The following is a 15,170-nucleotide window of genomic DNA, read 5'->3' as shown; positions in this document are numbered from 1 at the left end:
TCAGGCGCGGGGCGGCCCCGGGTCGTGCGACCACGTGACGGGGATGCTCTCGTAGCCGGTGAGGAGGCGGTCGGGGAGCCAGTGCAGCCGGCCGGGCGGGACGGCGAGGCGCAGGTCGGGCAGGCGGCGGAACAGGGCCGGGACGGCGACGTTGAGCATCAGGCGGGAGATGGGCGCGCCCAGGCAGCGGTGCATCCCGTGGCCGAAGGTCAGGTGCCCGGGCTCGTTGCGGGCGAAGTCAATGGTTTCCGGGCGGGAAAACCGTTCGGGGTCGTGGTTGGCGGCCGGGATGGCGGGCAGGACCGCGCTTCCGGCCGGGATGGTGACGCCGGCGATCTCCACCTCCTCGGTGGTGATCCGCAGGAGGCTGGACTCCACGGCGTTGGTGAACCGCAGCAGTTCCTCGATGGCGGGTTCGGTCTGCTCGGTCGTGGCCAGTTCGGCGGCGCGCGCCGGGTCGCGCAGCAGCGCGACGACGATGAGACCGAGTTGGTAGACGACGGTGTGCAGGCCACCGATCAGCAGGAACATGGCGAGCGCTTCGAGTTCCAGCTCGCTGATGTGGCCGTCGGTGTAACAGCGTCGGGAGAGCATGGCCAGTACGTCGTCGCCGGGCTCGCCGCGGCGCCGGGCGATGACCTCCTTGAGATGCTGGTGCAGCAGCTCGCGCGCCTCGTCCACCTCCTGCTGGGTGTGGCCGCTGAGGTCGGTGAGCACCTTGGTCCAGTGCAGGAGGTCCTGGCGGTCCCCCGTGGGGATGCCCAGGTATTCCAGCAGGACGGCGGCGGGCAGCTTGTTGCACAGCGCTTCCGCGAGGTCCAGGGGCGGGTGGCTGCGGGCGAGTTCGGTGAGGAAGACGTCGGTGACCTCTTCCACGCGGGGCCTCAGCCGCTCCACGTGCTGCCGGCTGAACGCGGAGGCGACGGTGCGGCGCAGTCGCGGGTGTTCGGGCCGGTCCATGTTGGCGAGGGTGGACAGCAGGAGGTGGTCGGCGATGCCGACCGCGCCGAGCCGGAGCCCGGCGAGCTCCAGGCTGCGGGAGAAGCGCGGGTCGGTGAGGACCATGCGGGAGTCGTCGTAGCGGGTGATCAGGTAGGCGGGGTCGCCGCTGGGCATGGCGACCGGCACGACCGGCTCGTCCTCGCGGAACGCGGCGTACTGGGCGGGCAGTTCGGTGGCGGGAACGCGGGGAAAGGGGAAGCGGTGTCGGCAGTGCGGCATGGGTCTTCTCCGTCGGCGCTCAGGGGCTGGGAGCAGGGGACGCGGACCGGGGCGCGGAGGCGGCCGCGCCCCGTGCCGGGATGCTCGCCAGCACGTCGGCGAGCGCGGCGACGACTTCGTCCGTCTCGTTCTCGGTCATCACCAGGGGCGGCGCCAGCGTCAGGGCGCGCGGGCCGCCGCGGACCAGGACGCCGGTACGGTCCCGGACCAGGTCGGCGATGGCGTAGGTGCCCTCGGGCAGGGGTGTGCGGGTGGTGCGGTCCGTGACCAGTTCGACGGCGGCCATCAGCCCGTACTGCCGGGTCTCCCCGACCAGGGGGAGGTCGTGGAGCGAACGCAGTCCTGCGGCCAGGTGCGCGCCGGTCCGGTCGGCGGCGTCGAGGAGGTTCTCGCGTTCGATGATGTCGAGGTTGGCCAGGGCCACCGCGCATCCCGTGGGGTGGCCGCTGTAGGTGTGGCCGACGGGGAATCCGGCGTCCGCGCTGAGGACGTCCGCCAGCCGTGCGGTCAGCAGCACCGCGCCCAGCGGGAAGTATCCCGAGGTCAGTCCTTTGGAGAGGATGGTCAGATCGGGCCGTACGCCCATGCGTTCGGCGGCGAACCAGTGACCGAGGCGGCCGAAGGCGGTGACCACCTCGTCCATGACCAGCAGGATGCCGTGGTGGCGCAGCAGTTCCGCGACGCGCGGCCAGTAGTCCGGCGGTGGGGCGATCATGCCGCCCAGGGCCAGCACCGGCTCGCCGATCAGCGCCGCGATCCGGTGGGCGCCGATCTCCGCGATGGCCGACTCCAGTTCGTCCAGCAGCACATCGGTGACCTTCTCCGGCGCGTCGGCCAGCCCCATCGCGTACGGGTAGGGCGCGGTGACCCGGTGCACGTGGCCCGGCTGAGGGCCGAATCCGGTGGCGTAGAGGGGGAAGTCGGAGACTTCGCCGCTCGCGTAGCCGGCGCCGTGATAGGCGCCGGTACGGGTGAGGATCCAGGTGCGCCCGGGCTCCTTGCGCCGGTGGTGGTAGTGGCGGGCCATCCGTAGCGCGGCCTCGGTGCCCTCGGACCCGCCGCTGGTGAAGTAGACGCGAGCGGTGTCGGGGTGACTGAGCCGGACCAGTCGCTGCGCGAGCGTGATGGCCCGGTCGTGGGTGAAGTCCCAGAAGGCCGTGGAGTATTCGAGGCGGCGCATCTGGTCCGCGGCGACGTCCGCGATGTCGGAACGGCCGTGCCCGACCTGGCACAGCCACATGCCCGCGGTCGCGTCCAGGTACTCGCGCCCCTCCGCGTCGCGCAGCCGGCACCCCCGGCCCTCGACCATGACGATGCGGCCCTGCTGCGAGGCCGGGAGGAAGGGGTGCACGAGGTGTTCCCGGTCGGCGGACACCAGGGCCTGCGAGTCGTACGCGGTGGGCATGGTCACGGTTTCCTCACAGGGGTGCAGGGCGGCGGGCCGGCGCACGTGGGGGCCGGCCCGCCGGGGGCGGGGCGGAAGGACAGGTCCGCGATGCGCAGGGAGTCGGGAGCCAGGCGCGCCCAGCGGTTCGCGGTCGCGGCGGGCCCGGAGCACCGGAACCGCGCGTCCCAGTGCTCCTCGTCGGGGCCGAGGTAGCGGCTGAGCTTGCGGCGTCCCCGGGCGGCGTCGAACGCGGTGACCGTGCCGTGTCCGCGGGCGAGGACCTGGCGGACCCGGCCGGTGCCCGGATCGCAGGTGTCGACGACCAGGGTGAAGGCGGAGTCGGTGGTCAGGCGCCGCTCCAGCCCGGACCAGGTGCCGGTGATCACCCAGAACTCCTCCTCCTCCCACAGGTACCAGACCGGCTGGAGGGCCAGTCCGCAGGTGGCGAGCCGCGCCACCAGCGGCTGGGCCAGAAAGGTGTCCACGGCGAAGGGCGACTGCGGACAGGGGCCCAGATGTCCGTCGGGGCCCCGCCGGTGGATGATCGCGGTCACCGTCGGCCCTCCCCCCGCCGCGCCGGCGCCCGCAGCCGGTCGAGGGCGCGGGCCAGCCGGGCGCAGCCTTCGGCCATCTCGCCGGGCCCGGCCGCCGCGTACGACAGACGCAGGGTCGAGGTGTCCGGAGCCCGGGCGTAGAAGGCGGCGCCGGGCACGAAGGCCATGCCTTCACGCAGGGCGCCGGTGAGGAGCGCCTGGGTGTCGTCGCCGTCGGTCAGCCGGGCCCAGAGGAAGAATCCCCCCTCGGGGACGGTGAACGAGAGCGCGTCGCCCAGGTGTGCGCGGACGGCGGCCGTCAGGATGTCACGGCGCTCCCGGTAGATGCCCCGCAGGCGGGCCAGTTGGTCGTCGAGCAGGCCCGGAGTGGTGATCCAGGCGTGGACCAGCAGCTGGGTCAGTGCGGAGTTGCCGAGGTCGGTCGCCTCCTTGAGCCTGCCGAGGAGCGGGGCCAGCGACTGCGGCGCGCACAGGTATCCGGTGCGGGCGGCGGGGCTGAGCACCTTGGAGAAGCTGCCGAGGGTGATCACCCGCTCGGAGAAGGCGGCGACGGGTGCGTCCGGATCCGGGCCCCGCGGTGTGAACCCCAGCTCCCGATAGGGGTCGTCCTCGACGACGACGCAGCCGTGGCGCTCCGCCAGCTGCCCCAGCCGGGCGCGCTGACCGATTCGGAGACTGGCGCCGGTGGGGTTGGCGAAAGACGGTACGACATACACGATCCGGGTGCTCGCGTGCTCTTCGAGGGCCCGGGTCAGGGCGGTCAGTTCGGGATCGGCGGCGATGGGCACGTCGTGCACCCGCGCCTGGTGGAGACCGAGGAGCTGGAGAGCGCCGCTGTAGCTGGGGCGGTCGACGAGCACGGTGTCGCCGGGGTCGAGCAGGGCCCGGCACACCAGGTCGAGGCCCTGTTGCGATCCGTGGGTCACGAGGATCTGCGTGACGTCGACCGGGCGGCCGGTGCGGTGGGACTCCTGGCCGGCGATCCACGCGCGCAGTGCGGGCAGACCGCTGGTATCGGTGTACTGGAGAGCGCCGGGGCTGCTCAGGACGCCGTCGATCACCCCGAGGGTCTGCTCGACGGGCAGTGCTTCGGCCGCGGGGCACCCGGCGGCGAGGGAGATCGCGCCGCCGGCGGCGGCCTCGCGCAGGGCCGTCGCGATGACGGACGGGGCCAGGCGTCGGCCGTGCCGGGAGACGCGCCAGGGTGCGGGCGGGGTGGGAGGGGAACCGGCCGGCATCGCCTACGAGCCCGTCAGCTTCGGCAGGACGTCCCGTCCCAGCAGGGAGACGGTGCGGGTGGCCGCGTGCGGGGAGATGTCGCCGAACCGTACGTGCAGACTGGCTTCGGCTCCCGGATAGCGCTCCGCGACCGTGCGCAGGCTTTCGACGGCGTCGCCCGGTGAACCGACGATGACGTTGCCGTCCTCGACGAGGTCCCGGAATCCGGTCGCCCGTACCGCCGCTTCCATTTTCTCGTAGCCGGGGTACTGGTCGGAGGTCACCCCGCGCCAGCTCGCGTACGCGTCCAGCTGCTTGGTCCGGTAGTCGGCGAAGTGCCGTTCGGCCTCGGCCAGGGCCCGGGAGCGCTCTTCGGCGAGGTACGCGTGGTAGCTCACGTGCAGTCGGCCGGGGCCGGGATGGCCGTGGGCGGCGCGGGCCCGGTGGTAGAGCTCCAGCAGTGCGGTCAGCCTCTCGTGGGTCGCCACGACAGGGATGATCATGAGGTTGTGGCCGCGTTCACCGGCCCACACGAAGGAGTCCTCCGAGGTCGTGGCAGCCACGAACACCGGTGGATGCGGGCGCTGTACGGGCTGGGGCAGCAGCCTGGGCAGCGGCCCGAACCGGTGGAAGGAGCCTTCCCAGCGGAAGTGGTCGGCCGACCACAGGCGCACGATCGCCTCGACGCCCTCCCGCATCCGGGCCTTGCTGTCGGCCATCGGCACGTCGAAGGCGTCGAACTCGGTGGGCAGGAAGGCCCGTCCGAAGCCGGCGTCCAGCCGCCCGCCCGACAGGTTGTCGAGCATGGCGAGCGAGGCCGCCAGCTTCACCGGGTGGGAGAAGGCCGGGACGCAGGCACCGGTGACCAGTCGCAGCCGGCTGGTGCGGGCGGCCACCGCGGAGAGGAAGACCACCGGGTCGGGACTGTATCCGCCCCAGGGGTGGAAGTAGTGCTCGACGGCCTTGACGTGGGCGAAACCCAGGCGATCGGCCACGGCGCACAGATCGAGGCACTCCGCGTAGTACTGGGCGGCCGGAATCTCGTCCGGGGCGAGCGTGGGCAGGAAGTTCAGCCCGATTCTCATGGTGACGACCCATCTGGTGAATCCGCGTGACGAGGAGCCGGACAGGTCAGCGAACGCCCAGGTGCTGGCAGAGGTTGTCGAACTGCCGCTCGGCGTACTCCAGCTTGCCGAGCATCGCACCGGTCTGCCGTGCGACGTCGGCGGGGATCCGGTGCGGGGTGCCCACGGCCTCCGCGAGCAGCTGGACGTCCGCGGCGCGTTCCATCGCCACGTGCAGCCAGGCCGCTTCGGCGATCGACCGGCCGCCGGTGAGGAAGCCGTGGCTCTGGAGGATCACCGCCGATCCGTTCCCCAGGGCGGCGGCGATCTCCTTGCCTTCCTGCCGGTCGGTGACCGGCCCGCCGAAACGGGGGTAGACCTCATGACGTTCGAACAGCAGGCAGGCGTCCTGGGTGATCGGGTCGAGAGGGCGGCCGAGGGTCGACCATGCCTTGCCGAGCCGTGAATGGGTGTGGGCGAAGGCCGTGAGGTCGGGCCGGGCGCGGTGCAGCTCGCCGTGCAGCGCGTCGACCGACGGGTTGACCGTGCCACGGCCTTCGACGACCCTGCCCTCCGGGTCGATCAGCAGCAGATCGTCCACCCGCACCTGGGTGAAGTCGACACCCAGCGGATTGACCCAGTAGTGGTCGCGTCGCTGTGGATCCGTGGTGCTGAAATATCCCGCCAGACCGTGTCCGAAGCCCTGTGCGCCGAACAGCCGGATCGCCGTGACGAGGCGCTGTTTGACGAAGCGGAGCTGGTCCGGTGAGGGCGGGGCCGATGGGGAAAGGGTGGTCATACTCGGGTTCCCTTCGTGTGTCGGAGTCGGAGTCGGAGTCGAAGTCGGTGACGGTCGAGGGCGCCGCAGCCGGCGGGCACGGCCCCGCGGCGGCTGCGGCTGAGGTGTGGACGCGGTTCAGGCGGTGGGGGCGGCGGGGTAGACACACCGGAAGCCGACCTCGTTGTGCCGGTCGGTCAACAGGTCCTTGCCGCGGTAATAGGTGGTCATGCACACCGGCGGGGAGGTCCAGGTGCCGCCCTTGAGCACGTGGAACGCCTCGGGCCGGTTCATGAACTGCGGTCCGGCGCGCCCCTTGAAGAACGGTGCCATGTCCTGCCGGGAGAAGAAGTTCGTGCGGGTCAGCTCCCACACGTTGCCTGCCATGTTCAGGGCCCCGTAAGGGCTGGCGCCCTGCGGAAGCGAGTCCGCCGGCAGAACGGGCTCGGGCGGCCAGGTCGGGGACGTCCGCACCAGCAGGGCCTCCAGCTCGGCCAGGTCGCGCGGGTTGTCGCCCGGATAGGCCGTCTCGACGCCGTGCGCGCGGGTGCTGTCCCATGTCTCGCCCCAGGGATAGCGGCGGCCGTCGGTGCCGCGGGCCGCCTTCTCCCATTCGTCCTCCGACGGCAGCCGCCCGCCCGCCCAGCGGGCGAAGGCGTACGCGTCGTACCAGTCGACGCCGACCACCGGGTGGGCGGGGTGGTTGAACCGCGCGTCACGCCAGTGGGCCGGGGTGTGGTCCTTGCCGTCCCCCTGGTCGGGATGCGCCCACCGGGAGGGGTCGCCGTCCCGGGCCGCGGCCTCGGTGTCGGCGAGGAAGCGCGCGTACCGTTCGTTGGTGACCGCGACGCGGTCGATGAAGAACGACGGCAACTCGACGACGCGCAGCGGATTGTCGGCGTCGTCCATCTGGAACGGCCCCACCTCCGAGACCCGGGCGCCGCCGATCGAGAGCCCGCCGGGCACCAGGACGGCGTCGCCGAGGTCGGGCTCCCTGCGGGAGGCCGCCACCTGCGCGCGCAGCTGCGCGAAGTGCTCGTCCTCCAGACGCCGCAGCTCATCGGGGTCCCGGGAGCCGAAGATCTCCCACAGCGCGCGCTTGGTCAGTGCGGCGCCGCAGCCGACCGGTTTGCGGGCACGGTCGGGACGGCTGAAGTTGCTCGGCCAACCGGAGATGCGGATCAGATGCTCGGCGGCCTCCGGCATCCGCAGCGCCCCCACCACGTTGATGGCCGTGAACGCCACCCAGTCCACGTCGTCGTGGGTCGCCGCGCAGATCGCCTCGCGGGCCGGCGGGGAATCGCCGAACCGGCCGAAGAGCGTTTCGACGCAGATCCGGCGCACGTTCCAGTCGGCGTGTCCCACCGTCCCGCGGCACAGCTCCTGTTCGAAGTCCGGCGTGGCGGGCTCCTGGTCCAGTTCCTTCTTCAGGACGCGCAGTCGCTCCAGGTACTCGGCGTCGCCCAGGGCGGCGAGCGAGGGCGCATCCGGCAGTTCGTAGCGCACGGTGTTGTCTGCCTTCGGGTCATGGATGACCGCGAGTGCCGGACGCGTTCGGCGTACGGCACTCGCGGCTCGATTCGGCCGTGCGGTGTCACCCGTCACGGCCCCTCCCACCACGAGGTGGGATCAGGTCACCACTTCGTGGCGGCTTCGCCCGCTTCGCGGGAACCCAGGAAGTCTTCGGCAGTCATGTCTGATCACCTCCCTCGCGCGGAGAGCTGAGGGCACCGGACACTCCGCCTCAGAAGGGACGGCTGTCCGCGTTCGGGTAGCACAGACGCAGGCGCCGCTCGGACAGCTCGCGCTCCTGGCGGTCGATCTCGATCATCTGCTGTACCGCGTCCCGGGAGATGCCCAGCGTGTCGGCCGCCTCGTGGATCTTCTCCAGCTCACCGGACGCGAGCGTGCCGTCCGCCGAGCAGACCCGGATCGTGTCGTAGACGAGACAGCCGCCGGACTCCGCGGCACCCTTGCCGCCGCGCAGGACGGTCTGGAGGTCGTCGGTGCCCGCGTAGGTCTTGAGCTCCTCGACCACGTCGTCCGGACCGTGCATGCCGGCGATCAGGCCGACCACGTAGTCCCGCTCCTGGGGCGCGAGCTCCCCGTCGCCGTTCGCGCAGATCAACAGGGCCTTGCCGTAGGCGCTGAAGTCGGTCTCGCCCGGTGCGCGCTCGAACCCCCAGAAGTCCTGGAAGATCCAGCGTCGTCCGATCTCAGAAGCACTATCGGTGGTGGTTGTCATACTTTTCACCCCTCAGTCAGCGTTTCTCGGCCCAAAAAAAGATGACAGACATCCACCGGCCGGAACAGCGGAAAGTGACGACAAAAGCACTCAGAGTAGTTGTCCTATTGCCGGATAGTCCGGTGGAAACACCCGGCCATACCTCGCCACGGGCCCCGGAGGAACCAGGCATTTCGGTGCGACGGCCTCCCGCCGCACCCGATCGCGGGGGCCGAAGCCGTAGCGGCGGCCGGGGCCGCCCGGGACCGCCATGCCGGCCTTCGGCCGCGGGCAGTTCGCGGGCGCGGCGCCGGTCGCAGACCGGACCGGAACCCGGGATGCCCCGAGCTGGCGCGTGGGCGGTCCGCCGGGGCGCGCATGAGCAGGCACACCCCCTGCCGCACCCCTGTTCCGGCGTCTTGGACCGGGTCCGTGGCGACGACGAGCCGCGACAAGCGGTTCATGTCGTCCGCGCCGCTCGGCACGCCTCCGGGCGACTCACCCCGGCCCGGTCGGCACCCCTAGTCCACGCGAAGATGGGCGCGGGTCCCCTGCGGGCCGAACAGGATGAGGAGTTCGACCACCCGCCCGTCGGCGCTGCCCAGCCAGTGGGGCAGCGACGTGTCGAACTCGGCCGCCTCACCGGACGACAGGGTCAGGTCGCGTTCGCCGACCAGCAGCCGCAGCCGGCCGTTGAGTACGTACAGCCACTCGGAGCCCTCGTGCGTCTGCGGGGTCGGTTCCAGCGGTTTCGGCCGCGCGGGAATGATCATTTTGAAGGCCTGCGTGCCCCCCGGCTGCCGTGACAACGGTATGAAGATCATGTCGAACCGTCGGATCGGCTTCAGATGGATGCGGGGGTCTCCGGTGCGCGGGGCGCCGACGAGGTCGTCCAGGGGGACGTTGTAGGCGCGGGCCAGCGGCAGCAGCAGTTCCAGGGTCACCCGGCGCTGCCCGCTCTCCAGCCGGGACAGCGTGCTCTCCGAGACCCCGGTGATCGGCGCGAGGTCGGCGAGGGTGAGTCCGCGTTCGCGGCGCAGCGTACGCAGCCGGGATCCGACGGAGCCGAGCACGTCTTCCGGTTCACTGTTCATCCTGCCATCTTGCGTTAACCGCAAGACGGCGTGCCATTTTCCGGCGGTCGGCCGAAGGTGGGGGCTCCCCGGCAGAAGGAGCCCCCGATGAGCGCCACCGACGCGGTCGAGTTCCGGGACGGCCACCACGCGGCCCGTCCCGCGTCCGCCGGTCCGCAGCCGAACGCACGACTCACCGGGATCGCCGCGGGCCTGGAGCCCGGCACCGCGCCGGACCTCGGTCACGGCGGGGGCGGTGACGCGACGGGGCTCGCCCGCCAGGGGTGGCGGGTCACCGCCGTCGACGTGTCGGCGGTGGCCGCCGGGCGTCCCGCCGGCCCCGCCGCCGCGCACGGGCCGACCGGACGGATCGCGGCCGGGAGGCACGATCCGGGCGAGTCCTTTCCGCACGGCGCCTTCGACCTCGTGAGCGCCCACTGTCCGCACACCCCACCCACAGGGAAGAACACATGACGACCTCACCGTGGCGCTCCTGGCGCCGCTCGCCCCGTCCCGCCGGAACGGCAGCCGCTCTCGCGCTCGCCTTCGCGCTGACGGCCGGTGCCGCCGCCTGCGCCACGCAGGAAACCGGCACTCCCGGCCGTACCGCGGACGCCCCGGGCCGCGGCCCCGGCGTCGCGGCCCACACCGCCGTCACCCGCGACGACCCGGAGTTCACCGGCACCTTCGAGCACGGGTTCGCCGAGGTCGACGGCGTCCGCATGCACTACGTGAAGGGTGGCAGCGGCTCGCCGGTGGTACTCGTGCACGGCTGGCCGCAGACCTGGTACAGCTGGTGGGACATCATGCCGGAGCTCGCCGAGCATCACACCGTCTACGCCGTCGACCTTCCCGGGCTGGGCGACAGCACCGGCTCCCCGACCGGTTACGACAAAGCCACCCTGGCACGGTACGTGCACACGCTCGTCGCCGAGCGGCTCGGGGTGCGGGACGCCCGTGTCGTCGGACACGACCTCGGTGCCGCGGTGGCCTTCCAGTACGCCGCCCGGTTCCCCGGGGACACCGAACGCCTCGGCTACCTCGACCTGCCGCTGCCCGGACCCGCCATGGACGGGGCCGCCTACCGCTCGCTGAGCTGGCACATCGCCTTCCACTCCCAGCGCCGTGTCCCCGAGGCGATCGTGCACGACAACGTCCGTGACTACCTGGAGCTGTTCTACCCGCAGGTGTCGTTCAGGGGATCGGCGTTCGGCGGCACCTCGGAGAAGTCGCCGTTCAGCGACGAGGAGATCGACGAGTACGCCCGTACCTACAGCCGGCCCGACGCGCTGTCCGGCGGCTTCGAGCTGTACCGCAGCCTCGACAAGGACGTCCAGGACACCGAGGCGGCCGCACCGGTGAAGGCCCCGACCCTCCTCATGGCCGCCCAGGGACAGCTCGACGGGATACGTTCCACCGTGGATGCGCGCATGACGAACATCGTGCGGGCGGTGGACGTGCCCGGGGCAGGCCATTGGCTGGTCGAGGAGAACCCCGGGTTCGTCGCCGACGAGTTGCTGCGCTTCCTGGACTGAGAGGGTGCGCCTTCCCGGGCCGGCACCGCCGCCCGCGGGCCGGACACGGGTGCGCGACGGCGGGGCCTGGGCGCGACCGGACCCGGCCCCGCGTCAGGACCGGGCGAGGACGCAGAACTCGTGGCCCTCCGGATCGGCGAGCACGGTCCACGGCACGTCGCCCTGCCCCACGTCGACGGGCGTCGCTCCGAGCGCCCCGAGCCGCGCGACCAGCTCCGCCTGCTGGGCCGCGGAGGCGGTGGCGAGATCAAGGTGCACCCGGTTCTTCGTCGCCCCCTCGGGTTCCGGGACGGCGATGACGTCGACGCACAGGCCGACCGGGTCCAGCCGGTCGAAGCCGGCGGATTTCGCGGCGGTCGCGCCGTCTCCGCCGCCGGAGACCTCCCACCCGAGCGCCTCCGCCCGGAACCGGCCGACCGCCGTGTCGTCGAGGGCCTTCATGTTCACCAGCACAGGTCGCAACGCCATGCCGACGATCCTAGAACCGCCTCACGCGCGGGCGGACGGCCGATCGGCTTCCGGGAGCGGCCGGGTCACGAACCCGCACGGCCCGCCGTCACGCGTACCTCCACCCAGGTCGTTGCGTGACTCGTGAGGTCACGGCGCCCCTGTCGCAGTGGCGTCTGCGATGCGCCCCGGACGTTCACCGGGCCCGTGTCCGTGGCGCCGGCCTGGACCGGCCTGGACCGGCCTGGACCGGCCTCGTGGAGCCTGCCAAGTCGTCCTGATCCCGGTCAGTGGTCCGCACAGCACGGTGTGGGGTCCGGTACCTCGAACGGGACCAGGACCCCGCCCACCGCGGGCATCAGGGTCAGGACGAGTTCGCCGTCCTGCCACTGCGGCCGTACGTGGTCCCGGGTCACCACGGCCTGGTCCGGCGGAGGTTCGCCGGGGGCGCCGAGCACCACGACCCGGCTGATCGCGGAGCGCGCCCGCAGCTCCGCGACCGTCACCGTGCCGGTCAGCGCGGACGCGCCCGGGTAGAGGACGGCCCGGCCCACCGCGTCGGGTGCGCCGGCCGTCACCTCGTACCCCTTGGCCGCCAGGAGCCGCGCCGTCCCGCCGGAGGCCGGCGTGAGGGACAGCACGACCCGCGGCCGGTCCCCGCGCACCAGGTGTGTGCAGCCGAACGCGTCCTCGGGGAGGCCGAGTCCGGCTGCCAGCTCCAGCAGCAGGTGGTCGGCCGCGCGCAGCTCCCGTACGCCCGCGTCGACCGTGATCACGTGGGACGGGTTCACGCGGGCAGGACCCACACCGGGTTCGAGTAGAACCACAGGTCCTTCCACGGGTCGGCGTCGCCGACGACGTCGATGGCGGGACCGGCGGGGTCGACGGCCGCACCCCGCGCGCCGACGGCGGACCGGTTGCCGTCGGAGCCGCGCAGGCGCAGGTAGAGCGGGCGGTCGACGCGGCCGAGGGAGTACGTGATCCGGACCGTGCCGGTGGACTTGTTCACCTCGTACGACTTGACGACCTTGGTGGTCGGCGCGGTCATCGTGTCCTTGTCGGCGGCCGGGCCGGTGACGTCGCCCTGGATGACGTCGACGCGGGCGAGCTTCGGGACGAACCCGGCCCAGTTGGCCTCCTGGGCGAGGGCGATGTCCACGGTCAGCGTGACGTTCGTGCCCTTCCTGACGTGCAGGGCGCCGCCGAGCGTGGCCCAGCGGCTGCCGCCGGAGACCCGTACGTCCAGGCCGCTGATCAGCTGGCCGTGGTCGACCCACACGCGCCCGGCGCGGATGCCGTCCATCACGGCGGCGTACGAGAAGTCCTCGGCGCCGACGTGGGTCCTGCTGTACTGGCCGGGCCAATAGTCGCCCTGCGTGGTGTCGATCTGGCCGCCGTACACCGGGTCCGGGTAGCGGCCGTCGGTGGTGAAGTCGCCGCCGGGGCCGCGTACGGCGGTGTCGGCGTAGACCTGGTGCGAGTCGGAGTTGGCGCTGATCCACCATGCCTTGCCCTCGGCGAGGAGGCTGTCCCAGAGGCCGCCGACCGTGGAGGTCATCCAGTCGAAGCCGCCCCAGGTGCGGTAGCTCTCCGGCGGGTAGCCGGGGAAGGAGTTGGCGCTCGGGTTGTTGTCGTAGATGCCGCGGGCCCGGCCGGGGCCGTGCGGTGCGGGCAGTCCCGCGGCCTGGTGGCCGGGGGCGCCCTCGAAGCCGACGGCTATCTGGTGGCTCGCGGGGGTCGCGTCGCGCCAGGCGCGGATCTCGTGCGGGGAGTCGACACCGCGGCGCGCCGGGTGGTTGGCGAGCATCAGCGCGTCCTTGACCTTGCGGCGCTGGACCTGCTGGCCGAGGAACGCGAGGCCCGCGACGGCGAGTGCCTCGTTGGCGGGGGTCGAGTCGGAGGCGCTCTTGACGCTGCCGTCGTAGTCGTTCTCGAACTGCTTGAGGACGGAGACCTCGTTCTTGCCGGGGTGCACGAAGACCGTGCCGTGCTCGGCGCCGGGGATGTTCCATTCGAGGCCCTGGAAGACGAGCGTGTCCTCGTACGCGTCGCGGGCGGCCTTGATGTCCGGGTTGACCTTGTCGACGCCGATCTTGGCGTGCGCCACGCTGCCGTGGTCCGTGATGACCAGCCAGTCCATGCCGTGCCTGGCGCCCTGGCGGACCTGGTCGACGACACGGTACTTGCCGTCGCTGCTGTACTGCGTGTGGATGTGGTGGTCGCCGGCCAGCCAGAGGAAGCCCTTGCCGCGGCGGCCGCCGGACGAGGTGCGCGCACCGGCCGCGGTCTGCGCGGCGGCCGTTTGGCCGGCCGCCGCGCCGAACGTGCCCACGGTGGCCAGACCCGCGCCGAGCAGGCCCGCGCGGCGCAGCATGGAGCGGCGCGACTGCTGCTCGGGGGTCAGGGCCTCGTCGGGCACGGAGGTGTCGAAGGCGGCGGGGAGGGGGGCGCCGTCGTGGCCGTGGTCGTGGTGGTGGCCCCCATGACCGTGCCCGTGTCCGTGGCTGTGCCCGTGACTGTGTCCGTGCCCCATGTCGATCTCCTGTGTCCGGCGCCGCCGGTGCGGTCGCGCGCTATGGAGACTCGATGCGGGACATGAACACCCGCCGACATGGGGGTGATGATCGGGCGACTCCGGCACGGCGGATCGCCGCAGTTCCCGGCCCTCTCCCAACTACCCTTACAGGACACGCTGGTTGACTTTACTTTCACTCCTCCCGCTCCGCTTTCCGGGGGCATCCCACCGTGAGAAGGATCACGGCGCAGGCCGCTTCGCCCCGCTCAGACCCGGCTCGCGTCCTTACGGACGACCCGCGCGGAGCGACCGGGGTCTTCACCGGGCAGGCCCGGCGGGAGCACGGGTGCCAAGGCACGGAACACCGCCTCCATGTGCTGGTCGTCGTATCCGGCGAGGGTCTCGCTGGCCTGGAGCAGCAGACCGCCCGCGCGTAGCGGGCGCACCGCGTGGAAGGCGCCGGTGGCCTCCACCGCTGCCGGGCCGCCGAGCCGGTCGGCCAGTTCGGCGGGAACACCGGTGACCCACGAATAGCCACGCAGCAGGGTCCGCGACTCCCGCAGGGAGCGGCGCCGCGGGCGCTTGAGCACCGCCTCCAGATCGGTGGTCTCGTGAAAGGTGCGGTGGTCGATCCGCGCGAAGGCCGGGTTGGCCCCGTCCAGGGCGGTGGCGAGGAAGTCGACCAGACCCGCGCACCACGCGGCGTCCGCGACGCGCTCGGCACCCCGCACCGCAGCCGACAGCTCGGTGTGGCTGCCGTCGCGGCCCGTCTGCGTGCCTCCCACGCGGCCCACGTCGTCGACCCAGGCGTCGCCGCTGTCGGGGGAGGGCGCGTGGAAACCGGCTGCGGCGTAGAACGGCGACGGCCGCAGCGCGTCGGCCAGTCGGTCCCAGGAGGCGCGGACGTCGCGCACCCGGATGTCCCGGCCACCGGTCATCGACTCCGTGACCAGGGCCCAGGATTCGGCCGTCTCCTCGTCCCCGGCGGGGAAGAGCCGGTCGGTGGCGGTGCGGAACCAGTGGACGAGGAGGTCGCCGCGGGGCGCCGTCGCCCGATCGTCGAGCGTGGCCCACAGGGCCACGTCCATGGTCAGGGTCTCGTCGTCCACTGGCTGCGTGCCTTTCTCGGTGTTCCGGGGGCCTCGGTCGTCGGC

Annotated in this window: 13 protein-coding genes and 2 pseudogenes; 2 read left to right on the top strand and 13 right to left on the bottom strand. The window is 72.3% G+C overall.

Going from position 1 to position 15,170, the window contains the following annotated elements; translation table 11 throughout:
- The 9 genes from KM933_RS11745 to KM933_RS11705 all read right to left on the bottom strand — a co-directional run bounded on the left by KM933_RS11745 (position 1) and on the right by KM933_RS11705 (position 9,540).
- Entirely contained in the window at positions 1-1,221 is a 1,221-nt protein-coding gene (locus tag KM933_RS11745; protein ID WP_221351036.1) for a cytochrome P450, read from the bottom strand.
- Between the two features lie 19 nt (positions 1,222-1,240).
- Positions 1,241-2,626 carry an aminotransferase family protein gene (locus KM933_RS11740; protein WP_221351233.1) on the bottom strand — a complete coding sequence of 462 codons (1,386 nt, stop codon included), beginning with the start codon at positions 2,624-2,626 and terminating at the stop codon, positions 1,241-1,243.
- 2 nt (positions 2,627-2,628) lie between these two features.
- Positions 2,629-3,162, bottom strand: coding sequence for a pyridoxamine 5-phosphate oxidase (locus KM933_RS11735; protein WP_308013353.1), 534 nt, complete (start codon positions 3,160-3,162; stop codon positions 2,629-2,631).
- Positions 3,159-4,400, bottom strand: a complete 1,242-nt coding sequence (locus KM933_RS11730; protein WP_221351035.1) for an aminotransferase-like domain-containing protein — start codon at positions 4,398-4,400, stop codon at positions 3,159-3,161. The genes KM933_RS11735 and KM933_RS11730 overlap by 4 nt, the downstream gene beginning before the upstream one ends.
- Positions 4,401-4,403: 3 nt before the next feature.
- A complete protein-coding gene (locus KM933_RS11725) occupies positions 4,404-5,465 on the bottom strand; it encodes an LLM class flavin-dependent oxidoreductase (RefSeq protein WP_221351034.1) in 1,062 nt (353 codons plus the stop codon).
- Positions 5,466-5,511: 46 nt separating this feature from the next.
- Positions 5,512-6,243: a class II aldolase/adducin family protein gene (locus tag KM933_RS11720; RefSeq protein ID WP_221351033.1), complete on the bottom strand. Its 732-nt coding sequence runs from the start codon at positions 6,241-6,243 to the stop codon at positions 5,512-5,514.
- 117 nt (positions 6,244-6,360) lie between these two features.
- Entirely contained in the window at positions 6,361-7,728 is a 1,368-nt protein-coding gene (locus KM933_RS11715; RefSeq protein ID WP_221351032.1) for an SUMF1/EgtB/PvdO family nonheme iron enzyme, read from the bottom strand.
- Between the two features lie 238 nt (positions 7,729-7,966).
- On the bottom strand, positions 7,967-8,467 hold the full coding sequence (locus KM933_RS11710; protein WP_221351031.1) for a tellurite resistance TerB family protein: 501 nt from the start codon (positions 8,465-8,467) through the stop codon (positions 7,967-7,969).
- A 500-nt stretch (positions 8,468-8,967) separates the two neighbouring features.
- Positions 8,968-9,540: a helix-turn-helix domain-containing protein gene (locus KM933_RS11705; RefSeq protein WP_221351030.1), complete on the bottom strand. Its 573-nt coding sequence runs from the start codon at positions 9,538-9,540 to the stop codon at positions 8,968-8,970.
- Positions 9,541-9,627: 87 nt separating this feature from the next.
- Here KM933_RS11705 and KM933_RS11700 point away from each other — a divergent pair, with 87 nt between their 5' ends.
- Together KM933_RS11700 and KM933_RS11695 are read left to right on the top strand one after the other, a co-directional pair.
- Positions 9,628-9,993, top strand: a complete 366-nt coding sequence (locus tag KM933_RS11700) for a hypothetical protein (protein WP_221351028.1) — start codon at positions 9,628-9,630, stop codon at positions 9,991-9,993.
- A complete protein-coding gene (locus KM933_RS11695; RefSeq protein WP_221351026.1) occupies positions 9,990-11,054 on the top strand; it encodes an alpha/beta fold hydrolase in 1,065 nt (354 codons plus the stop codon). Before KM933_RS11700 ends, KM933_RS11695 begins: the two co-directional genes overlap by 4 nt.
- A gap of 105 nt (positions 11,055-11,159) precedes the next feature.
- Here the strand turns inward: KM933_RS11695 and KM933_RS11690 are convergent.
- From KM933_RS11690 to KM933_RS11675, 4 genes and pseudogenes are all read right to left on the bottom strand, one after another.
- Positions 11,160-11,522 (bottom strand): annotated as a pseudogene (locus tag KM933_RS11690) (VOC family protein); the annotation flags it as partial.
- A 266-nt stretch (positions 11,523-11,788) separates the two neighbouring features.
- Positions 11,789-12,292 carry a hypothetical protein gene (locus KM933_RS11685; RefSeq protein WP_221351025.1) on the bottom strand — a complete coding sequence of 168 codons (504 nt, stop codon included), beginning with the start codon at positions 12,290-12,292 and terminating at the stop codon, positions 11,789-11,791.
- Complete coding sequence (locus tag KM933_RS11680; RefSeq protein ID WP_221351022.1) at positions 12,289-14,034, bottom strand: PHP domain-containing protein; 1,746 nt, start codon at positions 14,032-14,034, stop codon at positions 12,289-12,291. The genes KM933_RS11685 and KM933_RS11680 overlap by 4 nt, the downstream gene beginning before the upstream one ends.
- A gap of 248 nt (positions 14,035-14,282) precedes the next feature.
- Positions 14,283-15,170: pseudogene (locus KM933_RS11675) on the bottom strand (hypothetical protein); the annotation flags it as partial.

It is taken from the genome of Streptomyces beigongshangae (assembly GCF_019710745.1).
GTDB lineage: Bacteria > Actinomycetota > Actinomycetes > Streptomycetales > Streptomycetaceae > Streptomyces > Streptomyces beigongshangae.
The sequence above is the reverse complement of the archived record's forward strand: the minus strand, read 5'-3'. Positions and strand labels throughout refer to the sequence as shown.